At 62.5% G+C, this 21,518-nt stretch carries 17 protein-coding genes; 14 read left to right on the top strand and 3 right to left on the bottom strand.

Annotation, left to right across the window (positions count from 1 at the left end):
* The first annotated feature begins 30 nt into the window (after positions 1-30).
* The 9 genes from ntrB to PU724_RS31585 all read left to right on the top strand — a co-directional run bounded on the left by ntrB (position 31) and on the right by PU724_RS31585 (position 12,148).
* Positions 31-921 carry a nitrate ABC transporter permease gene (gene ntrB / locus PU724_RS31625; protein WP_127311968.1) on the top strand — a complete coding sequence of 297 codons (891 nt, stop codon included), beginning with the start codon at positions 31-33 and terminating at the stop codon, positions 919-921.
* Positions 922-931: 10 nt separating this feature from the next.
* Positions 932-1,729: an ABC transporter ATP-binding protein gene (locus PU724_RS31620; RefSeq protein WP_127287032.1), complete on the top strand. Its 798-nt coding sequence runs from the start codon at positions 932-934 to the stop codon at positions 1,727-1,729.
* Between the two features lie 406 nt (positions 1,730-2,135).
* Positions 2,136-2,333 carry a hypothetical protein gene (locus tag PU724_RS31615; protein ID WP_127287031.1) on the top strand — a complete coding sequence of 66 codons (198 nt, stop codon included), beginning with the start codon at positions 2,136-2,138 and terminating at the stop codon, positions 2,331-2,333.
* A gap of 56 nt (positions 2,334-2,389) precedes the next feature.
* Entirely contained in the window at positions 2,390-3,679 is a 1,290-nt protein-coding gene (locus PU724_RS31610) for an MFS transporter (RefSeq protein ID WP_292171034.1), read from the top strand.
* A gap of 20 nt (positions 3,680-3,699) precedes the next feature.
* Positions 3,700-6,150 carry a nitrite reductase large subunit NirB gene (nirB, locus tag PU724_RS31605; RefSeq protein ID WP_354425526.1) on the top strand — a complete coding sequence of 817 codons (2,451 nt, stop codon included), beginning with the start codon at positions 3,700-3,702 and terminating at the stop codon, positions 6,148-6,150.
* Positions 6,151-6,155: 5 nt separating this feature from the next.
* Complete coding sequence (gene nirD / locus PU724_RS31600; RefSeq protein ID WP_127284163.1) at positions 6,156-6,485, top strand: nitrite reductase small subunit NirD; 330 nt, start codon at positions 6,156-6,158, stop codon at positions 6,483-6,485.
* A gap of 4 nt (positions 6,486-6,489) precedes the next feature.
* Positions 6,490-9,438, top strand: coding sequence for a nitrate reductase (locus PU724_RS31595; RefSeq protein WP_292349604.1), 2,949 nt, complete (start codon positions 6,490-6,492; stop codon positions 9,436-9,438).
* A 247-nt stretch (positions 9,439-9,685) separates the two neighbouring features.
* On the top strand, positions 9,686-10,171 hold the full coding sequence (locus tag PU724_RS31590) for a putative pterin-binding protein (RefSeq protein WP_189340548.1): 486 nt from the start codon (positions 9,686-9,688) through the stop codon (positions 10,169-10,171).
* Positions 10,172-10,318: 147 nt separating this feature from the next.
* Positions 10,319-12,148 carry a putative bifunctional diguanylate cyclase/phosphodiesterase gene (locus tag PU724_RS31585; protein ID WP_189340551.1) on the top strand — a complete coding sequence of 610 codons (1,830 nt, stop codon included), beginning with the start codon at positions 10,319-10,321 and terminating at the stop codon, positions 12,146-12,148.
* 477 nt (positions 12,149-12,625) lie between these two features.
* Here PU724_RS31585 and PU724_RS31580 read toward each other — a convergent pair whose 3' ends face one another.
* Positions 12,626-13,315 carry a haloacid dehalogenase type II gene (locus tag PU724_RS31580; RefSeq protein WP_127285365.1) on the bottom strand — a complete coding sequence of 230 codons (690 nt, stop codon included), beginning with the start codon at positions 13,313-13,315 and terminating at the stop codon, positions 12,626-12,628.
* A 157-nt stretch (positions 13,316-13,472) separates the two neighbouring features.
* Positions 13,473-13,949, bottom strand: a complete 477-nt coding sequence (locus PU724_RS31575) for an Lrp/AsnC family transcriptional regulator (RefSeq protein WP_127285366.1) — start codon at positions 13,947-13,949, stop codon at positions 13,473-13,475.
* 691 nt (positions 13,950-14,640) lie between these two features.
* On the opposite strand from PU724_RS31575, the gene PU724_RS31570 reads away from it, so the two are divergent.
* The 4 genes from PU724_RS31570 to PU724_RS31555 all read left to right on the top strand — a co-directional run bounded on the left by PU724_RS31570 (position 14,641) and on the right by PU724_RS31555 (position 19,435).
* Entirely contained in the window at positions 14,641-15,651 is a 1,011-nt protein-coding gene (locus PU724_RS31570) for a phosphotransferase (protein ID WP_127286290.1), read from the top strand.
* Positions 15,651-17,021 carry an aspartate aminotransferase family protein gene (locus PU724_RS31565; RefSeq protein ID WP_354425523.1) on the top strand — a complete coding sequence of 457 codons (1,371 nt, stop codon included), beginning with the start codon at positions 15,651-15,653 and terminating at the stop codon, positions 17,019-17,021. Before PU724_RS31570 ends, PU724_RS31565 begins: the two co-directional genes overlap by 1 nt.
* Before the next feature lie 80 nt (positions 17,022-17,101).
* Entirely contained in the window at positions 17,102-17,767 is a 666-nt protein-coding gene (locus PU724_RS31560; RefSeq protein WP_189605989.1) for a GntR family transcriptional regulator, read from the top strand.
* Positions 17,768-18,112: 345 nt separating this feature from the next.
* The gene (locus tag PU724_RS31555; protein ID WP_354425539.1) at positions 18,113-19,435 is read left to right on the top strand and encodes an NAD(P)/FAD-dependent oxidoreductase; all 1,323 of its coding nucleotides are present in this window, start codon (positions 18,113-18,115) and stop codon (positions 19,433-19,435) included.
* Between the two features lie 326 nt (positions 19,436-19,761).
* Here the strand turns inward: PU724_RS31555 and PU724_RS31550 are convergent, their stop codons facing one another.
* Positions 19,762-20,637, bottom strand: coding sequence for a GNAT family N-acetyltransferase (locus PU724_RS31550; protein WP_127286286.1), 876 nt, complete (start codon positions 20,635-20,637; stop codon positions 19,762-19,764).
* Between the two features lie 400 nt (positions 20,638-21,037).
* On the opposite strand from PU724_RS31550, the gene PU724_RS31545 reads away from it, so the two are divergent.
* Positions 21,038-21,394, top strand: coding sequence for a cupin domain-containing protein (locus PU724_RS31545; protein WP_127286285.1), 357 nt, complete (start codon positions 21,038-21,040; stop codon positions 21,392-21,394).
* Positions 21,395-21,518: the final 124 nt, after the last annotated feature.

The raw sequence follows: 21,518 nt of genomic DNA, 5'->3' as shown, positions 1-21,518 counted from the left end.
TCGCCCAACGACCAGGAGCTTCGCGAACACATGTCCATCCAAACCGTCGAGGACACCAAGGTGAAGGCGTTTCCCGTAAAGCCCGCCGAGGTGATCGCCTTCACCGCCAAGGCGAGGCGCCGCATCGATCCGCTCGCCATTGCCGGCAAGCTGGCGACGGCGCTGGTGCCGCCGGCCGTCGTCATCCTCGTCCTGCTCGTCGTCTGGCAGGTCGCCTGCTCGTCGCCGACGGCCAGCCTGCCGCCGCCGAGCCAGGTGTGGAACGAGGCCTATGACCTGATCGCGCATCCGTTCTTCGACAACGGCCCGCAGGATATCGGCCTTGCCTGGCGAGTGCTGATCTCGCTGCAGCGCGTCGCCATCGGCTTCGGCATGGCTGCGGTGGTCGGCGTGGCGCTGGGCGCGCTGGTCGGCCAGTCGGTGTGGGCGATGCGCGGCCTCGACCCGGTGTTCCAGATCCTGCGGACCGTGCCGCCGCTCGCCTGGCTGCCGCTGTCGCTCGCCGCCTTCCGCGATTCCAATCCGTCGGCGCTGTTCGTGATCTTCATCACCTCGATCTGGCCGGTGATCATCAATACAGCCGTCGGCGTCCGCAACATCCCCGAGGACTACCGCAACGTCGCCCGCATCCTGCGGCTCAACCAGCTCGAGTTCTTCGTCAAGATCATGGTGCCGGCGGCCGCCCCCTACATCTTCACCGGCCTGAGGATCGGCATCGGGCTCTCCTGGCTTGCCATCGTCGCCGCCGAGATGCTGACCGGCGGCGTCGGCATCGGCTTCTTCATCTGGGACGCGTGGAACTCCTCGCGGCTGCCCGACATCATCGTCGCGCTGGCCTATATCGGCGTCACCGGCTTCTGCCTCGATCGGCTGGTCGCGGCGGTCGGCGCCTTCGTCACCCGCGGCACAACGGCAAAGTGAGGAGGGCGCCATGACCGCCTATCTGAAGCTCGACCATATCGACAAATCCTTCGCCCGCGGCGGCCAGGTCAGCGAGGTGCTGAAGGATATCAGGCTCACCATCGACAGGGGCGAGTTCGTCTCCATCATCGGCCATTCCGGCTGCGGCAAGTCGACCTTGCTCAACCTCATTGCCGGGCTGACCAGGGTCTCCTCGGGTGCCGTGCTGCTCGAGGACAAGGAGGTCGACAGCCCGGGACCTGAGCGCGCCGTGGTGTTCCAGAACCATTCGCTGCTGCCGTGGCTCACCGTCTACGAGAACATCAACCTTGCCGTCTCCAAGGTCTTCGGCCGCACCAAAAGCCGGGCCGAGCGGCATGAGTGGATCATGCGCAACCTCGATCTCGTGCAGATGGCGCATGCCAGGGACAAGCGCCCGGCCGAGATATCCGGTGGCATGAAGCAGCGCGTCGGCATTGCCCGCGCGCTCGCCATGCAGCCGAAGATCCTGCTGCTCGACGAGCCGTTCGGCGCGCTCGACGCGCTGACCCGCGCCCACCTCCAGGAGGCGGTGATGGACATCCACGCCCGGCTCGGCACGACCATGATCATGATTACCCACGATGTCGACGAGGCGGTGCTTCTGTCGGACCGCATCGTGATGATGACCAACGGCCCGGCGGCAACCATCGGCGAGGTGCTTTCGGTGCCGCTGGCCCGGCCGCGCCGACGCATCGAGCTTGCCTCGGACCGCACCTTCCTGCGCTGCCGCGAGGCGGTGCTGAAGTTCCTCTATGAACGCCACCGCTTCGTTGAAGCCGCGGAGTAGCGTCATGACCCGAAGAAACGCCTCTTCAACGCCAAAGGTCGATCTGCATCGGCAATGGGCAACCTGCCGCACTGCACAAATATTATGCTGCCGTGCAAGGCGATCTGACTAATCTTTGATCCGCCGCCGGGCTCGTCAAAAGTCGCGCGGCTGCGGTTTCGCATTGATATTATTTGAAAATTCAGCGCGCTGTCGAACTGGCACGCTTCCTGCTTTTAGAAATGTAGGTCCCTCGGGGCCAAGAGACACGGCGTCCAATGGCGGGCGCCACAGGCAAAGCTGCCGATCAGGTCAACACGCGATCCCGGATGGACGGACGCGAGCGACCTGGCCGGCAGCTTTTTTGTTTTGACCGAACACGCAATCGACGGCGCCGATCCCAGGCGGTGCCCAACCGGAGACGACGATGACGAAACGGATCGGAACTGGCGCGGCCCTCGAGGACTTCACCCGCCGCGATGTCCTGGCCAGCAGCGCATTGACCGCCGCGCTGTTCACCGCCGCACTGCTGCTCTTTCCCGTCGGCGCCAAGACGGACGGCAAGGGGCCGGCAGTGACCGCGCACAGCGAGGTTTCGACCGGCACGCCGATGGCGCGTCGCTGACAATCGCCAACGAACAGACAAGAGCGGCGCCTCCCACGCCGCAAACCGGAGCCGACATGACTGCAATTCTCCCAGCCGCGCCCAGCCAGGAACCCAGGCAGGCGCTCGTGATGTCCACCATCGCCTTCACCGTCTGCTTCGCGGTGTGGACGATCTTCTCCATCATCGGCGTGCGCATAAAGCAGGAGCTTGGGCTGAGCGAGACGGAGTTCGGCCTGCTCATCGGCACGCCGATCCTCACCGGTTCGCTCGTGCGCATGCTGCTCGGCGTCTGGACCGATCGCTATGGCGGGCGGCTGGTCTACACCGCCGTCATGCTTTCGGCGGCGGTCGCGACCCTACTGCTCTCTTTTGCGCATACTTATGAGCAGATGCTGATCGCCGCCCTTGGCGTCGGTCTCGCCGGCGGCTCCTTCGCCGTCGGCGTCGCCTACGTCTCGCGCTTCTTTCCCGCCGGCAGGCAGGGCACGGCGCTCGGCATCTTCGGTGTCGGCAATGTCGGCGCCGCGGTCACCAAATTCCTGGCCCCGCTGGTGCTGCTCGCCTGGGGCTGGCAGACGGTGGCGCAGATCTGGGCGGCGGCGCTCGTCGTCATGGCCGTCGTCTTCTGGTTCACCACCGGCGACGACCCCGTCATCCGCGAGCGCCGCGCCGGCAAAGCGGCAGCGCCGAGAAGCTTCTGGCAGGAATTCGCGCCGCTGAAGAACCTGCAGGTCTGGCGCTTCGCCTTCTACTACTTCTTCGCCTTCGGCGCGTTCGTGGCGCTGTCGCTGTGGCTGCCGCGCTACCTGATCGGCGTCTACGGCTTCAACATCGCCACCGCCGGCATGATCGGCGCCGCCTATTCAATTCCGGCAAGCGTCTTCCGCGCCTATGGCGGCGTGCTGTCCGACCGTATCGGCGCCCGCACCGTACTCTACTGGACCTTCACGGTCTGTGCCGTCGCGACCCTGGTTCTGTCTCTCCCCTCGGCAGACTACGTCGTGCGCGGCATCAGCGGGCCGATCGCCTTCCACTTCGAGATCGGCCCGCTCGCCTTCATCGCCGTCGCCTGCGTGCTCGGCTTCTTCATGAGCCTCGGCAAGGCCGCCGTCTACAAACACATCCCCGTCTACTATCCGAAGAACGTCGGCGCCGTCGGCGGTGTGGTCGGCATGATCGGCGGGCTCGGCGGTTTCGTCCTGCCGATCGCCTTCGGCGCCCTCAACGACCTCACCGGCGTCTGGTCGAGCTGCTTCATGCTGCTCTTCGTCATCGTCGTCGGCTGCCTTGCCTGGATGCACTTCTCCATCCGCCGCATGGAACGTGCCGCCGCCGAAACGCCAGCGCTCTACGCGGCCGAGTGAAACCGGAACGGATCAGCAATATGACCGAGAAACTCGTCATCATCGGCAACGGCATGGCCCCCGGGCGCATGCTGGAGCATCTCCTGGATAAGGCGCCGGATCGCTACCAGGTCACCATCTTCAATGCCGAGCCGCGCGTGAACTACGACCGCATCATGCTGTCGCCGGTTTTGTCGGGCGAGAAGGCATACGAAGAGATCATCATTCACGGCGACGGCTGGTACATCAAGCACGGCATCACCCTCTACAAGGGCCATAAGATCGTCGCCATCGACCGCGCGGCCAAGACCGTCACCTCTGACCATGGCGTGACGGAACCCTATGACAAGCTGGTGATTGCCACCGGCTCGGTGCCGTTCATCATCCCGGTGCCCGGCAACAACCTGCCGGGCGTGCTGACCTATCGCGATCTCGACGACGTCCGCGCCATGATGCTTGCAGCCCAGTCGCGGGCCAAGGCCGTGGTCATCGGCGGCGGCCTGCTCGGGCTGGAGGCCGCGGCCGGCCTGCAGGCGCAAGGCATGGACGTCACCGTGCTGCATGTCATGCCGACGCTGATGGAGCGCCAGCTCGATCCCGCCGCCGGCTACCTCTTGCAGCGCGCCGTGGAGGAACGCGGCATCAAGGTCATCACCAAGGCCAACACGCAAGCCATCACCGGCAGCGGCAAGGTCGAGCAGGTCGAGCTTGCCGACGGCACGATCATCCCGGCGACCCTGGTGGTGATGGCGGTCGGCATCCGGCCGAACGCGGCGCTGGCCAAGGACGCGGGCGTCGCCGTCAACCGAGGCATCGTCGTCGATGCCGGCATGCGCAGCAACGACCCCGACATCTTCGCGCTCGGCGAATGCGCCGAGGTCAACGGCATGGTCTACGGCCTGGTGGCGCCGCTCTACGAGATGGCGCGCGTCGCCGCCAGCCAGCTTGCCGGCGACGAGGCTGCCGCCTTCGTCCATTCCGACACGCCGACCAAGCTCAAGGTCACCGGCATCGAACTGTTCTCGCTCGGCGACTTCGCCGATGGCGACGACCGCCAGGAGATCGTGCTGCGCGATGCCTCGGCTGGCGTCTACAAGCGCCTGGTGCTGAAGGACGACCGCATCATCGGCACCGTGCTCTATGGCGAAACGGCCGACGGCGCCTGGTTCAACGACCTCAAGAAGAAGCAGACCGATATTTCGGAGATGCGCGACACGCTTATCTTCGGCCAGTCATACCAGGGGGGTGCCCCCCTGGACCCTATGGCGGCCGTTGCAGCCTTGCCGGATGATGCGGAAATCTGCGGCTGCAACGGCGTCTGCAAGGGCAAGATCACCGGTGCGATCACCGGCAAGGGCCTGACCTCGCTCGACGATGTCAGGGCGCACACCAAGGCGTCTGCCTCCTGCGGCTCGTGCACTGGGCTGGTCGAGAAGCTGATGGTGCTGACCCTCGGCGATACCTACAACCCGGCAGCCGTGCAGCCGATGTGCTCCTGCACCACGCTCGGCCATGACGAGGTGCGCCGGCTGATCAAGGCCAAGGGGCTGAAGACCATTCCGGCAGTGATGCAGGAGCTGGAGTGGAAGACCTCCTGCGGCTGCGCCAAATGCCGGCCGGCGCTCAATTACTACCTCGTCTGCGATTGGCCGGACGAATATGCCGACGATTACCAGTCGCGTTTCATCAACGAGCGGGTGCACGCCAACATCCAGAAGGACGGCACCTATTCGGTGGTGCCGCGCATGTGGGGCGGGGTGACCAGCGCCTCCGAACTGCGCGCCATCGCCGACGTCGTCGACAAGTTCGAGATCCCGATGGTCAAGGTCACCGGTGGCCAGCGCATCGATATGCTGGGCATCCGCAAGGAGGACCTGCCGGCGGTGTGGGCCGATCTCGGCCAGGCCGGCTTCGTCTCCGGCCATGCCTATGCCAAGGGCCTGCGCACCGTGAAGACCTGCGTCGGCTCCGACTGGTGCCGCTTCGGCACGCAGGATTCGACCGGCTTGGGCATCCGCATCGAGAAGTTCATGTGGGGCTCGTGGACCCCGGCCAAGGTCAAGATGGCGGTGTCGGGCTGTCCGCGAAACTGCGCCGAGGCCACCTGCAAGGATGTCGGCGTCATCTGCGTCGACAGTGGCTACGAGATCCATTTCGCGGGTGCGGCCGGCCTCGACATCAAGGGCACCGAGGTGCTCGGCCTGGTCAAGACCGAAGACGAGGCGCTGGAGCACATCGTGGCGCTGACGCAGATGTACCGCGAGCAGGCCCGCTATCTCGAGCGCATCTACAAATGGGCCAAGCGCGTCGGCATCGCCGAGATCAAGCGCCAGATCATGGACGATGGCGAGAAGCGCAAGGCCTATTACGAGCGCTTCGTATTTTCCCAAAAGTTCGCCCAGGTCGACCCTTGGTCCGAGCGCGTCTCCGGCAAGGACAAGCACGAGTTCCGGGCGATGGCCTCGGTCGGGTTTGCCGAGGCGGCGGAGTGACAATCATGACCTGGATCGCTATCGGCACCATCGCCGACATCCCTCGCCGTGGCGCGCGCTGCGTCGCCACCCCGCAAGGCAAGATCGCCGTCTTCCGCACCGCGGACGACGAGGTCTTCGCCATCGAGGACCATTGCCCGCACAAGGGCGGACCGCTGAGCCAGGGCATCGTCCATGGCGCCGCGGTGACGTGCCCGCTGCACAATTGGGTGATTTCGCTCGAGACCGGCAAGGCGCTCGGCGCCGACGAGGGCGCGGTGCGCACCATCCCGGTCAAGCGGGAAGGCGAGCGCCTGTTCCTGGCGCTGGAAGCGCTGGCGAGCCGCGCGGCCTGACCCCATGGAGATCGACGAAGCACGCGAGGTGAGGACCACCTGCCCCTATTGCGGGGTGGGCTGCGGCGTGCTGGCGAAGGTCGCCGCGGACGGTGAAGTCACCGTCCGCGGCGATCCTGATCATCCGGCGAATTTCGGCCGGCTGTGCTCGAAAGGCTCGGCGCTGGCGGAGACCATCGACCTCGATGGCCGGCTGCTTCATCCCGAAATCGGCGGCCGCCTTGCCGGCTGGGACGAGGCGCTCGACCTCGTCGCCTCGACCTTCTCGCGCACCATCGCCGAGCATGGGCCGGACGCGGTCGCCTTCTATGTCTCCGGCCAACTGCTGACGGAGGACTATTACGTCGCCAACAAGCTGATGAAAGGGTTTGTCGGCTCGGCCAATATCGACACCAATTCGCGGCTCTGCATGGCCTCCTCGGTCGCCGGGCATCGCCGCGCCTTCGGCGCCGACACGGTGCCGGGTTGCTATGAGGATCTGGAGCTTGCCGATCTCATCGTGCTCGTCGGCTCAAATCTCGCCTGGTGTCATCCCGTGCTCTACCAGCGCATCGCCGCGGCCCGCGAGAAGCGGCCCGGGATGAAGATCGTCCTGGTCGATCCGCGCCGCACCATGACATCAGATATCGCCGACCTGCATCTGGCGATCGCGCCGGACGGCGACACCGCGCTGTTTTCCGGCCTGCTTGCGCATTTGGCGAAGAACCAGGCGCTGGATCGCGATTATATCGCCGCGCATACGACAGGCTTCGAGGAGACACTGGCAGCCGCCGCATCGCTCGATCTCGCCGGCATTGCCGCCGCCACGGGTTTGGGCGAGGACGAGCTTTCACGCTTCTACGCGCTGTTCGCGGCGACCGAGAAAACAGTCACCGTCTACAGCCAGGGCGTCAACCAGTCTTCGCAAGGCAGCGACAAGGTCAATGCCATCATCAACTGCCATCTGGCGACCGGCCGCATCGGCAAGCCGGGGGCAGGGCCGTTCTCGGTGACAGGCCAGCCCAATGCCATGGGCGGCCGCGAGGTCGGCGGCCTGGCCAACATGCTGGCCGCGCATATGGAGATCGAGAACCCAGCGCATCGCGCCCGCGTGCGCCGCTTCTGGAACGCGCCGACCCTGGCTGAAAAGCCGGGCCTGAAGGCGGTCGACATGTTCAACGCGGTGGCCGACGGGCGCATCAAGGCGCTGTGGATCATGGCCACCAACCCGGTCGATTCGATGCCGGACGCCGATGCGGTGGAAGCCGCGATCAAGGCCTGCCCGTTTGTCGTGGTGTCCGACGTTCTGGCCGGCACCGACACCGTGCGCCACGCCCATGTGTCACTGCCCGCCACTGCCTGGGGCGAGAAGGACGGCACCGTCACCAATTCCGAACGCCGCATCTCGCGCCAGCGGCCGTTTCTGGCGGCGCCCGGCGAGGCGAGGCCGGACTGGTGGATCGTTGCCGAGGTGGCGAAGCGGATGGGATTTGCCGAGGCGTTTGCGCATGCCGCGCCGGCCGAGATCTTCGCCGAGCACGCCGCGCTGTCGGGTTATGAAAATGATGGCGCGCGGGATTTCGACATCGGCGCTCATGCCGGGATCAATGCTGAGGGCTATGAGGATTTGGCGCCATTCCAATGGCCAGCACCGGCCTTATCCTCTCCCTTGAGGGAAGGGTCGGAGAGCGCGTTGAGCGGAGCGAGACAAGCGAGCCGGAGAGGGGTCGGAGGTGAAGTCTCAGTCTCTGCCAACGAGGCCGAGACTGTCGCAGGCGACCCCCTCTGGCCTGCCGGCCATCTCCCCCTCAAGGAGGGAGATCAGTCCGCACCTCGACCTTCGCCAATCTCCAAAGTCGGAGAGTGGGCGCAGTCCGCAGTGCCGCTAGTCTCCCCCCTTGAGGGGGAGATGGCCGGCAGGCCAGAGGGGGTCGGTACGACCGGGCGCCAGCCCATTCGCTTCTTCGCCAACGGCAATTTCTACACCCCCGACCGCAAGGCGCGCTTCATCCCCGTCCGACCTGTGACGGAAACTCGCACGGGCGAAAATTTCCCGCTGATTCTGAACACCGGCCGCATCCGCGACCACTGGCACACGATGACGCGCACCGGCAAAAGCCCGCGCCTGTCCCAGCACATCGCCGAGCCCTTCGTCGAAATCCATCCGGCCGATGCACAGCACCACGGCATCGGCGACGCCGATATCGTGCGCATATCCAGCCCGCGCGGCGCGGTGCTGGTGCGCGCGTTGATCACGACCCGCCAGCGCCCGGGCAGCGTCTTCGCCCCGATGCACTGGACCGACCAGTTCGCGGCCAGGGGACGGCTCGACGCGCTGACCGCGCCGCTCACCGACCCGATCTCCGGCCAGCCGGCGCTGAAGCATGTCGCGGTGCAGATCGAGAAATTCGCCGCGGCGGCCTTTGGTTTCGCCGTGATGCGGGATCGCCCCGAGGCGATCGCCGCCGACTATTGGGCGGTGGCGCGCTGCAAGGGCGGCTGGCGGGTGGAGCTTGCCTTCGCCGACGAGAACATCGACTGGGCCGGCTTTGCCCAGTCGCTGTTCGGCGCGTCACCCGAGGCCGAGATGCTCGCCTATCACGACCGCGAGGCCGGCCAGCATCGCATCGCCGCCTTCGCCGGCGAACGCCTTGCCGGCGCACTGTTCGTCGCGCCGGGACCGGTCGCCGTATCGCGCGGCTGGGCCGCCGAGCAGCTCGACGCAACCCACGCCGGCCAGCGCCAGCGCTTCCGCATCGTCGCCGGTCGTGCCGGCGCCGATCGGCCCGATATCGGCGCCATCGTCTGCTCCTGCCTCGGCATCGGCGCCAACCAGATCGCGGCGGCGGTGGGGGCCGGCTGCGGAACCGTCGAGGCCATCGGCGAGGCGACTAGGGCCGGCACCAACTGCGGCTCCTGTCGCGCCGAAATCCGCGCCATCATCGCAACCGGCAGGGTGCAGGCGGCGGAGTAGCGTGCAAGGTTGCTTGCCCGCCGATCGGTCTCGAAAAGCTATCGATATGTGATGGTTAGCCCGTATCGATGGCCAGCAACGACGGGCATCTGAAACCAAAAGCTAACTGAAAAATAAACATTCGATGGAAGGATGGCAGCTCCGCCGACAGTATCGGCGAGCCGGCAACGGTTGGTACTGGCCATGGAAATGGAAGGACTGCGTTGTGTCGATCCTCAAGAGGCGTTTGTCTGCACTTCATCGGGCCTTGATCATTCTGTTCGTTTCGGCAATCGGCGTGCTGCCGGCATTCGCCATGGAGCCCGCCAAATATCCGGAACCGCCCGACACCGTCGCATTCAAGGTCGAGAAGAACGGCGAGTCGATCCCGGTCACGCTGCGCCAGTTGGAAAAGCTCGGCCTCTACAGCGTTTCCACGCCAAGTCCCTTCGAAAAGGGGCAACTGGCGTTTCAGGGTGTGCTGTTTAGGGATGTGGTCAAGCTGGTCGGACTGGAGGGTGAATCGTCGGTCGTCCTGCGGGCGGCGGACGACTATGTGCAGGTAATCCCGAAGGAGGACTGGACGGACGGTCCGCTGCTTCTTGCCACGCGCCAGGACGGCGAGCTGCTGACCCGGCGGACGCAGGGTCCGACGCGGCTGATCTATCCTCTCGACGACTATCCGGCCTTCGATACGCCAGTTCGCAAACCGCGATGGATCTGGTTGATCAAGACGATCGCGCCGGGCAATTGAACCCCTTCGTGACTTTCGGCCATGTGGTCTAGAAGCAAAGCCTGGCGGGTTCCCATAACCTACGTCGCCGCTGCGGCGTCGGCGGCCATCTGCTCGGCGATCTTGATCGCGGTGCTCTTCACGAGCGTCAGCAAGGTGGAGAGCGCGATGCCGCGTTTCGGCTTCTTCGCCATTCGCGAGTTCCACATTGCCATACGCGACGTGACGCATCTGCGAGATATGGTTTCGCTTGCGCAACTGGCCGACGGTTCGCCGGAAAGCCTGGAACAGCTGTCGGCCGCAAACGATCTGGTCTACATCCGCTTCGAGCGGATCGACGGCGGCGACACCATCAGCGAAATCCCCGCCTACGCGGGTATCGTGCCGCAGGTCAAGGACGCTGTGAAGCGGATCGATGTCATCATCCAGGCAGGTCTGCCTCTGGATGAAAAGGGCCTCAGGCAACTGGGAATTGAGCTCGACCAGATCGTCGCGCGGATGAACGACGAGTACTACAAATATGGCGAGGAGGTTAACGTCGATCTTTATGCCGCGGAGACGAACCTGAACAGGTTCAACTACCAGATCGCCTTTGCCTTGACGGTGTTGTCGGCGCTGGCGATCGGAACCGCCGTGCTTCTCATCGGCCGTCGGGAAACCATCAGCAAGCTCGAATTTCTCGCCTGGCGGGACGCGACGACCGAGTTGAAGAACCGGGCCTGGATGTCGGCCAACAGGGACGGGCTGCTGGAGCGGGCAAGGCTGTCCGGCCAGCAGCTCCGGCTGTTCCTGATCGACCTCGACCACTTCAAGAGCGTCAATGACACCTTCGGTCATCACATCGGCGACATGCTCTTGAAGACCGTTGCCGAAACCCTGCAGTCGGTCGAGCGGCCGGACGAAGTGGCCGCCGTCCGCCTGGGCGGAGACGAGTTCGCCATCATGGCGATCGGGCCTTCGGACGATCTGGGACACCGGCTGCGCGAGCAATTGAACCGGTTTGCCGATCTGGACGGGCATCAGGTGCGCATCGGCGCAAGCATCGGCATGGCCTCCTTCCCGGATCATGGCGCGGACATCTCCACACTGTTGCGCAATGCCGACAGCGCGCTTTATGCCGCGAAAGCAGAAGGGCGGTCCGGCTTTGTGACCTTCTCGCCCGCGATCCTCAGCCAGATCGACCTGCAACTCGGCGAGGAGGCGGCGATCAAGCAAGCGCTCGACGATGATGAGTTGTTCCTGGTCTGGCAGCCGCAGTTCGAACTGGCGAGCGGGCGCATGATCGGCGCCGAAGCCCTGGTCCGCTGGCGCGACCGCGTTTCGGGAACGGTCCGTTTGCCGGACTCGTTCATTCCGACCGCCGAGCGCAGCGATCTGATCCTGGAAATCGACAAGGTCGTGCTGAGCAAGGCCTGCGCGCAGGCCGTTCGGTGGGTGCCGGTTTCGGCCGGCGATTTCATCTGCGCCGTCAATGTTTCGGGCAAAACCCTGCAGGCCGACGCATTCTTCGTGCACCTCGTCGAAGTGCTGCAGCAAACGCGGTTGCCGCCGGCGCGCCTGCAACTGGAAATAACCGAAGGGGTCTTCATCCAAAGCAAGGATGCGCTGAACACGCTCGCGAAAATTCGCAAACTAGGGGTCAGCCTGGCACTCGACGATTTCGGATCGGGATATTCGAGCTTCGGCTATCTTGCCGATCTCGACCTCAATCAGCTGAAGATCGATCGATCCTTCCTCAATGATCTGGAATCGTCCAGGAAGAAGCAGGACGTTGTCGGCGGCATCATCGCGCTGGCCAACTCTCTCGGCATGACGGTCATGGCCGAAGGCGTGGAAACCGAAGGACAGCTGGCCTTCCTGATCGCCGAACAATGCCACGGCGCCCAGGGGTTTTTCATGTCGGAACCAATCGAAGAGAAACTGCTGACAAATCACCTGATTGCGCGGCGGGGCAACCTCAAGGCCAGGGCCGGATCAAAGCTGAACCTCTCGGCCTGATCATCTGGCGGCTTTTCGTCGTCAGGAAATGAGTTGGCTGGGGTTCTTGGAAGCTTTTAGAACTTTCTGGATCGCGCCTCAGCCCCAATTGCGGGTGCTTTTGGATGGTGCTCGCCCCGACATCCTGTTCGGTGTCAGCTGACGTGAGCGGCCCAGCACTGGGCGTTTCACCTCGACGAGACGGCGGGCTCTCTGCTTAAAGGCAGGTAAGGCCAAGGACCTCCAACGAGTGCAGTCTGGGCGCAGAAGCTCGGCAAAACTCAATTCACTGGACCATTTCCCGAACGCTACGTCGCGACCGACCCTGTTCCGACGAAGCGTGTCGGTAGGTCGACTCTGAGGCATGTCCGGCTACTTGAAGCCGGCATCGAAGCAGCCGCTCACATTGGTGAGCCACGCCCTACGTGAGTTTCGCCAAAAGGGGCGGATGAACCGCCCCGTTCTTGCCAGACAGCCACCAGGGCTCGCTACCAATCTTCAGGCGCGCTTCCGGGCGGGTTCCAAGCCTACGGCGGCGGCTAGTCCGCCGATATCTTTGATCTCGGTGTATTCATAGAAAGGATTGGCGGGTTCGTGACCGCGGTTGACCCAGACCTTGTTTTTGATCCCCAGATCATAGGCTGGCATCAGGTCGTAGCGGAAGGAGGAGGAAACATGAGTGATGTCTTCGGGACCGCAGCCGAGCTTATCGAGCATGTATTCAAAGCCCTTCATCAGCGGCTTGTAGGCGCCAACCTCTTCAGCGGTGATGACAGTGTGAATTGGCGCGCCGAGCTTTTCCACATTCGACATGATCAGGTCGTTCATCGAGTTCGACAGGATCACCAGTGGGATTTCCTTGGCCACCTTAGTGAGTCCTGCCGGGACGTCGGGGTGCGGACCCCACGTTGGCACTTCGTCATAGATGCGTTGCGCGTCTTCGGGTTTGAACTGGATACCGATGCGCTTGCAAGTGCGTTCAACGGCATTGTGCACCACCTCGCGGAAAGGCTTCCATGCCCCCAGCACCTCGTCCAGGCGGTAGCCTCTGAAAGCCTCGACGAAGCTGGGCATAGCCTCAACGGTGAGACGCTCGGCGTACACACGCCGCGCTGCACCAGCCATATCGAAATTAGTCAGCGTACCGTAGCAGTCGAAGGTTACATATTTCGGTATAAAGGTGGTCATAGTGTGTGTTCCCTTTAGTCGACAACGCAAAATTACTGTTCAAGGCGCGCCAGAGTCGTATGAATTACAGAATATCATCTGCCAATTTTTCGCCACTTGAAGCGGATTGTTTTGAATTTGGTGATTATTCGGCAGATTATCTTCTGAATCTACATCTCTAGTGAGTAGCGATCGTGTCAATCGGCAGGTGCGTTTTAACGATCGGCGATTTCAGCACCACGAAGCTGAAATATTTGTCGATCCCGATATTGAGCTCGAGCAAGCGCTCCATGATCGCCTGATACTCGCTGATCCCCCGCGTGACGAACTTCGCCAGATAATCGTAGCCGCCAGACACAAGGTGACACTCGATCGCGCTATCGATCTTCTCGACCGTCGCGAGGAACCGCGAATAATCTGTGGGGCGATGGTTCTTGAGCGTGATCTCGGTAAAGACCGTCACTGTCTGACCCAGCTTGGCCAGGTCGACCCGGGCGGAATAGCCTACGATGAAGCCCTCCTCCTGCAGCTTCTTCACCCGCATCAAGCACGGGCTTGCCGAGAGGCTGACTAGGTCCGCAAGCTCGACATTCGAGATTCGCCCGCTCTTCTGCAGCTCAGACAGGATCTTGATGTCGATTTTGTCGAGCTTCATGTGGAAACTCCGTCCCATACTGGTGCCGCGGGTGGCCTGGCTCCTCGCATTGGTGACGCTGCCTGGTTGTGGGCGGACCGTCTTGCTTGAACTCGCCCAGCTAGGCCCCTGATCAACGCTGTTTGCTTAAGAAGGTCGAGCGTGCCGACGGACCGCGATGCCGTAGCGGCGCGGGTACCTTCAAGACATCTGACCAGTTTCATTTCATTCCCCATTTTCACATCGGCCACCCCACCCAGGCCGAGCGCCGCGCCGGCTGCCGCATTCCGGCTCCACCGGACCATAAAAGCATAGCGAAGCAGTTATTGCAATAGATTGTCCAACAATCAATAGGGGCATCAAACGTCCAGCCGGTTTTCGTCAGCGTTGGTATATCGCGAACCATGCCCGGGCAACGGCTTGCTATGTCGGTGATAATCCTCAACATTATTGCTCCTTCCGGTCATAGTGCATCCAAGCTGCCCGCATGATCCAGTCGAAAATTTGGTCGAAATTGGGCTGCGACCTTCGATCCCAAAACGGCGATCATGTCGATTGACAAACAAATTGTTGTACAAAAATGGAAATGTGAGGTAGTCAAGCCTGCGGCGCTGCGCGCTCTTGAGGCAGGATATGAATTGAGTGGAAGATGGGTCACAATCATCAGGTTCAGCCGGCCCGCGCCTCGGAGCTTTCCGAGGCGTGCCATCCTGTGGGTGCGGCGGAAGCAGAAGAAATCGCCAAACTTCTATATGGCGTGCGTGGCTCGGCCAGACGCTTTGAAACCGAGAAGGACGACACGTTCCTCCTCGACTGCGCCGGCCGAGGGAAGTTCGTCCTGAAGATCGCTCATCCTTCCGAGCGGGTGGAGGAACTCGATTTCCAGGTCGCGCTGTTGCGCCATCTCGAGCAGCGGGCTCCTGACCTACCCATCCCCCGTGCACATCGCGGCGTCGACGGCGCGGATTTGCCCATCGTCACGACCAGTGCCGGCGAGCGGAGAGTGGTGCGGCTCATCACCTTCCTCTGCGGTGCGCCGCTCGACCGGACGACTTCCACCGCTCCACAGCGCGAACGGATTGGCGAGGTCTTGGCGAAGCTACGTCATTCAATGGCCGATTTTTCCCATCCCGCGGACGATCGGACGCTGGCATGGGACGTCACCCATCTGCTCGATCTCTCCGATCTGTTGGGCTTCATTCCAGAGGGCTGCAAGCGGGAGTGGACGGTCCGCGCGCTTGAGCGGTTTGCCGAGATCAAGCCGCGGCTCGACCTGTGCCGGCGGCAAGTGCTCCACAACGACTTCAATACGTCGAACCTGGTCGTTGACCACGCCAGCCCGCAGTTCCTGACTGGGGTCATCGATTTTGGCGATGCCGTCCGCACCGCCATCGCGGTCGACGTGTCCACTGCGTTGATGAATCAGATGCCAAAGACCATCGACCATGCGAACCGGCGTGACCTGTTCGATGAACCGCGCGATGTTCTGCGCGGCTATCTTCGCTACGCCGAACTGACGGACGAAGAACTCCGCCTTATCCCTTTCCTGGCGATGGGCCGACTTGCGGTCCGCGCGCTTCTGACCTGCTGGCGCGCCGAGATATTCCCTGAGAACAGCCGCTACATCATGCGCCACACCGAAGCCGGGTGGGCTCATCTCGAGTGGTTCAACTCGGTGTCGACCGCACAAATATCCGATCTTCTGACCCGAGAGGAACCGTAATGCCCAAACAAGCGACTACCCTGCCCAAGGGCTACCGTGGCGACATGGCCAATGGCTTCAACCCTCAGGACGCGTCTCATCTCCCAGGTGAAGACATTCTGCATGTGGCCAGGCGGCAAAGGCTGCTTGGCCCCGCGTATCGACTATTCTACAGATCGCCGGTGGAGATTTCTCGCGCCAAGGGCGTCTTCCTCTATGACAAGCACGGCAACGAATATCTCGACGCCTATAATAACGTCGTATCGCTAGGTCACTCTCATTCACGCGTCGTCGAGGCTATCCAGAAGCAGCTCGAAGTCCTCTGCACCCACACGCGCTACATGCAGGAACCTCTGCTGGACTATGCCGAAGCCCTGATCAATACATTCGGTGGCGAACTCGGCCGCACCGGATGTGCGATGTTCACCTGCACTGGCTCCGAGGCCAACGATCTCGCCTTGCGCATCGCGCGGTACCACACGGGCAAGACTGGCGTCATTGTCACGGCCGAGGCCTATCATGGCAACAGCGGTGCGGTGGCGGCAATCTCGCCGTCCCTTGGGAAGAAGTCGGCCCTCGATCCCCTTCTCCGCACGGTCGCTGCGCCCGACTCCTATCGCCTGCCCGTCGAGGAAATCGGGCGGCGGATGGCGGAAGATGTTGCGCGACAGATTGCCGACCTCGAAGGGCATGGCGGGGGCCTCGCTGCCTTCGTCGCCGACTCCGTCTTCTCCTCCGATGGTCTCTATGTCGACCCCACGGACGCGTTGGGGCCGGTGGCGGAAGTAGTACGCAAGGCTGGAGGCCTGTTTATAGCCGACGAAGTACAATCCGGCTTCGGGCGGACCGGTACCCACCTTTGGGGGCACGCCCGTCACGAGGTCGATCCGGATATCGTCACGCTTGGAAAACCTATGGGCAACGGTTATCCCGTTGCGGGCTTGGTGGTGCGGTCCAAACTCGTGGCCGAATTCGGGTCCAGCATGCGCTACTTCAACACGTTCGGTGGCAACTCCGTCGCCATCGCCGCTGCGCAGGCCGTGCTCGACACGATCGTCGAAGAGGGTTTGATGGACAACGCTACCAAGGTCGGCGGCGAAATCCTCGACGGCCTCCGCGACCTGCAAAACAAGTACGAATTCGTCGGCGATGTTCGGGGGACGGGCCTCTATTTCGCCGTCGAACTCGTCAAGGATCGCGACCGGAAGATTCCGGACATGGACCGTGCGCTAGCGGCCGTCAACGCCTTGCGCGATCGGCGCATCCTCATTTCCGCGACGGGAGCAGATGCCAATATCCTCAAGATTAGGCCTCCGCTTGTCTTCACATCGTCCAACGCAGGACGTCTGCTCGAGGGCCTCGACGAGGCGCTTCGGTCCGTGCAGAAGTAGGGTGCGATACAGCATGATCTTCCTTGCCCTACATCGCCGCATATGGCGTAGCTGCACGCGCAACATCGACGACCAAGGCCATGAAGCAAGTCCAAGACATAGAAACCAACGCTGAGCCTTTCCCCGTTAGCGCGGTAGAAGCCCTGACGCACGACTTGCGAGGGCGCATCTTGTCGGGAGATTTCCAGCCTGGCGAATTTCTCCGCGACGCCAGAATGTGCGAGGAGCATTCGACCTCACGGCACACATTCCGTACCGCGGCCCAGGTACTCGTCACCCAGGGCTTGCTGCGTCAAATACCGAACCGAGGGTTCGTGCTGCCCGAATTCGGACCTGACGACATTGTCGACATCACACGTGTGCGGGGCGCCATAGAGGGCGAAGCCATTCGTTTGATCGTGCTGACCGGGGTCATTCCGCCCTTGGCGCTCAAGGCGGTCGCGGTCATGCACGCCTCGACCCTGTCCTCTGACAGGTCCGCGCTGGTTACCGCGGACCGCGACTTCCATCGCGCCATTGTCGCGGCGAGTGGGAGCGCCCGACTGGAGCGAACCTATTCGGGCCTGGAAGGCGAGATTGAGCTTCTCCTCGTCCAGCGGCAGGATTTCTATGGGACGGCTGAGGAAATGGCGTTAGAGCACGAGCGGCTCATCAACGGCCTGAGAAGCCGCCACTACGACACCGCCCGAGAAGCTTTCAAGGAGCACTGGGAAGATCTCCAGATCAAATTGCTTGATCAACGCTGAGGCAGCCCGCTCTGCGGATTTGACAGCTAGAAACGAAAGCTACCAGGCGGCTCTAAGCCGCCGGTTCGACGCCGAGCAAGCGCAAACGCGAGTTTTTCAACGCCACCTGCCGAAAGCGGAGCAGGCCCACAAGTGCGATAACGAGCACGCGCGCATGTTGTGCCGCTCGACGCCGAACTGGAACTCGGTCGGCGCTTGAGCAGCTCTTGTCGATCAAGCGGTCAAAAACCCAAACATCTTGCGAAGTCCTCGATGATTTCGGCAAATTCTATCGAGCGCACGATGCGATGAAGGGCTGATCGGAACTTTGCTTCCGCATTCTTGGCAGCCGAGGTTGGTTTGAACATGTCGCCCCGCGTAGAACGCATTCACAGCGATGAGCGTCTCCCGGCCGAGGCCGACGTCGTCATCGTCGGCGGGGGCATCCTTGGGTCTACGGCCGCCTATTACCTGGCGAAGCGTGGCCTCTCTGTGGCGCTCCTCGATAAGGGCCACGTCGCCTGTGAACAATCGAGCCGAAACTGGGGTTGGTGCCGCCAGCAGAACCGCGACCGGCGCGAACTGCCGCTCTCGGTGATGTCCATGCGACTGTGGGACGAACTCACACGCGATATCAATCGGGACCTCGGATTCCGACGCTGCGGTCTCGTCTATGCGACCCACGACGAGGCTGTGCTCGCCGGCTGGGAAAGGTGGCGCGAGGTCGCCAGGGAGTACGAGGTCGACACCCGAGTACTGAGCCGGGCGGAGGTGGCCGAGCGTGTCCCCGAAGCGCGCGATAAATGGGCCGGCGGAACCTATTCGGAGCGGGACGGCAAGGCCGAACCTGCGCTCGCGGCGCCGGCTATCGCCGAAGGGGCCAGAGCTCTGGGCGCCACGATCCACCAGGGATGCGCCGCGCGGGCGCTCGACTTGACCAATGGCAAGATTGCGGGCGTGCACACCGAGAAGGGCTACATCAGAACCAGCGCGGTGCTGTGCGCCGCCGGCGCCTGGTCCTCGCGCTTTCTTCGGCCGCTCGGGATCAGTTTCCCCCAAGCGAGCATTCGGCAGACCGCACTGCGTTCCACCCCGACAATCAACATAGGCGAGGCGGTCTCGACCCCCTACTGCACGATCACACGCCGACTGGACGGCAGCTATACGCTTGCCATCAGCGGCAAGGCAAACCTCGAGATTACGCCCCAGGCTATCCGATACGGCCGGGAATTCATGCCGCAGTTCTTGCGCCGCCTGAAGAACGTCAGGCTCGGCGTCGGTCATTCGTTCGTTTCGGGTCCGGATTCAATGCAGGCGCTGCTGACCAACGATGATCGGATATTCGAACAGAATCGCGTGCTGGATCCACCGCCCTTGAAATGGCTGGTGGGCCAAGTGGTGGAGAGTGTCCGGAAAACGTTTCCCCAACTTCGCGAAATAGAGATCGATAGCGCCTGGGGTGGCTTCGTCGATTGCACGCCGGACGCGGTGCCTGTGGTCTCGCAGATCGACGGGGTGGAAGGTCTCGTCCTCGCGGCGGGCTGCTCGGGTCACGGCTTCGGTTTGGGCCCGGGGCTCGGCTATCTGGCTGCAGAGCTTGTCGTGAACGACACACCTTCCGTCGATCCCACACCGTTCCGGCTGTCGCGTCTGGTCGACGGTTCGAAGCTGGACATCGCTGCCATCTGAAGAGCCGGAAATCAGGCACGCCAAGCAAGGTCAATGTGTCGGCAGACAAGTGAGCGGGCCCCCCACGTTCCCAAGCCTGTCGGGAATGAAGCAAACCGGTACGAGTCGCATCAGAATGCGCTTGGGAGGGGCACCTCGCTCGGTCAGCCTTACCGGTGCTCATCGGGACCGGTGTCCAGGGATACTGCCATCGCCACTCGCGGCCACGCCGAAGGCAGGGGCTGGATCGGTCATTTCTATTGATGGGGCAGGATATGCCGGCCTGACAATGTCTTCGGAAATATTCACGATCATTAGGATCGCGGTAGTGGAGGCGGAAGTCGTATTCAGCTGAATGCGTGGCTGGCCAGCCCGTAAACCCAGGGTTCGTTGTGTTCTCGGTTGAGGAAACGGCGCCCTTTGGACATGGTCGTAACAGACTCCGCAATATAAAGGCCGCTCTGCTGGAGGAACTCGGCAAACGCGCCGTCCTTCTCGCGCGTGTCGACGCGGACGAACCGCCCGATCAGATTTTTCAGATGCACAGCGGTAAGATGGATTGCGTCAAGTTCGTCGCGCGCGACGATCGGGCCGATGACAAAACCACCCCCGAATTCGCGACACATGGAATACCCGACGATCTCGCCGCTACGGCTCAAAGTGCAAATTGAGGCATCCGCGGCGAGCAACGCGAGCAGCCTCTCGCGGTTTGTCCCAAACGCGCGGGTATCCAGCGCCGCGATCTCCTGTAGCCTATCGCTCGACAAGGCCTTCAATTCGCCGTCCAAGTTCGGAACTGGGAGCGTCTGTAAGACCTCGCCTTGGCGCATGTATACCGTCGCCTCGGCGGTGAAGCCGAGTGAGACATAGAGAGGATAAGCAGCGTGGGTGGCGTTGAGCGTCAAGCTGCGATCGCCACACTCTCCCAGAACTAAGTCCATGAGCCATCGACCGCCTCCTTGCGCTTGCGTGCGGGGGGTTGTGATGACCAAACCGATGGTGGCGAAATCGTCCCCATGGGGAAACCACATCGCACTGCCGAAAACCCGTCCGATCCCGTCCACAGCAACGATGCCGCGGCCGGCACGGCGCAGCAGTTCCCAATCCTTTGGCCGATGCGGCCACCGGACCGAAATCGAGAGCGCATGCAGCAGCTTTACGTCGACATCATCAATGTCGCGCGCAACCAGTTCGAAAGATTTCAGGCGCACTGATCTTTGCATTTAGGTCGACCCGCTCCTTTATCGAATTGCCAAGCTCGCGAGCACGTCTTGATCGGGTGCCTGTTGCACGGTTTTGCAGCCCTCTTTTGCCCCAAAGTTGCACTCGAAGGCCAGCAAGTTTCGCTGGTTCTGACCTAATATTCAAAATCTTCAGCCAAAGCGCAGCGCCGTTCGGCAGGGAATGCTCCCGCGGGCTGCGACATTATCTGCATCCGATGAATAGCGCTGGCGAGCGGTACTCGTGAATGTCGAAGAAGTTTTCGCGAAGCTGATCGCATTTTCCGCAGTCCCAGCATGCATACGGCTGCGCGATCGCTGGTGGAGATACCCGGCGTCACCGCGCCTGGGAGAACTGATCGGCATCGCCGATCGGAAACTTGGCTACTAACAGGAACCTCACATGTCACTTCTGATCTCGATCGACACGAATCCCGCCTTCACGCCGAAGCAGTCATTGCCGTTGCCGGAGCGACTCATCTCCGGCGCTCCATCATTCAAGACTTGGGCGCAGGACGCTTCGAAAAGTGAGAAGGTTCTGGCTGGCGTCTGGGAGGCGACACCCGGCGTTACGCATTCGGTGAAAGGCAGCACCTACGAGTTCTGTCACATCATTTCGGGTGTGATTGAAATCGAGGAGAAGGACGGCGAGACCAAGACTTATCGCGCCGGCGACAGTTTCGTGATGAAACCTGGCTTTGTCGGCGTGTGGCGCACGATCGAGACCGTGCGCAAGATCTACGTAGTGGTGAATGACTGATTTCAATGCACAAGATCCCGCCGAATAGAACGCGCCGCGATTGCAGCACGATCGGCTTTCGAAGTCCTGGCTGACGCAATGTGATCACGGTCAGAGGGCGCAATCTCAATGAAAAATGCGGTGT

The sequence above is a fragment of the Mesorhizobium abyssinicae genome (genome assembly GCF_049887195.1).
Classification (GTDB): Bacteria; Pseudomonadota; Alphaproteobacteria; order Rhizobiales; family Rhizobiaceae; genus Mesorhizobium; species Mesorhizobium abyssinicae.
Note: the sequence above shows the minus strand (reverse complement) of the source record. Positions and strands in the feature narration are given on the sequence as shown.

Coding starts and splice junctions, on each gene's coding strand:
- nirB (WP_354425526.1), top strand. CDS start 3,700: ATGACCGAGAAACTCGTCATCATCGGCAACGGCATGGCCCCCGGGCGC.
- PU724_RS31610 (WP_292171034.1), top strand. CDS start 2,390: ATGACTGCAATTCTCCCAGCCGCGCCCAGCCAGGAACCCAGGCAGGCG.
- PU724_RS31555 (WP_354425539.1), top strand. CDS start 18,113: ATGTCGCCCCGCGTAGAACGCATTCACAGCGATGAGCGTCTCCCGGCC.
- PU724_RS31585 (WP_189340551.1), top strand. CDS start 10,319: ATGCCGCGTTTCGGCTTCTTCGCCATTCGCGAGTTCCACATTGCCATA.
- PU724_RS31580 (WP_127285365.1), bottom strand. CDS start 13,315: ATGACCACCTTTATACCGAAATATGTAACCTTCGACTGCTACGGTACG.
- PU724_RS31620 (WP_127287032.1), top strand. CDS start 932: ATGACCGCCTATCTGAAGCTCGACCATATCGACAAATCCTTCGCCCGC.
- PU724_RS31545 (WP_127286285.1), top strand. CDS start 21,038: ATGTCACTTCTGATCTCGATCGACACGAATCCCGCCTTCACGCCGAAG.
- PU724_RS31615 (WP_127287031.1), top strand. CDS start 2,136: ATGACGAAACGGATCGGAACTGGCGCGGCCCTCGAGGACTTCACCCGC.
- PU724_RS31575 (WP_127285366.1), bottom strand. CDS start 13,949: ATGAAGCTCGACAAAATCGACATCAAGATCCTGTCTGAGCTGCAGAAG.
- PU724_RS31560 (WP_189605989.1), top strand. CDS start 17,102: ATGAAGCAAGTCCAAGACATAGAAACCAACGCTGAGCCTTTCCCCGTT.
- nirD (WP_127284163.1), top strand. CDS start 6,156: ATGACCTGGATCGCTATCGGCACCATCGCCGACATCCCTCGCCGTGGC.
- ntrB (WP_127311968.1), top strand. CDS start 31: ATGTCCATCCAAACCGTCGAGGACACCAAGGTGAAGGCGTTTCCCGTA.
- PU724_RS31550 (WP_127286286.1), bottom strand. CDS start 20,637: ATGCAAAGATCAGTGCGCCTGAAATCTTTCGAACTGGTTGCGCGCGAC.
- PU724_RS31595 (WP_292349604.1), top strand. CDS start 6,490: ATGGAGATCGACGAAGCACGCGAGGTGAGGACCACCTGCCCCTATTGC.
- PU724_RS31565 (WP_354425523.1), top strand. CDS start 15,651: ATGCCCAAACAAGCGACTACCCTGCCCAAGGGCTACCGTGGCGACATG.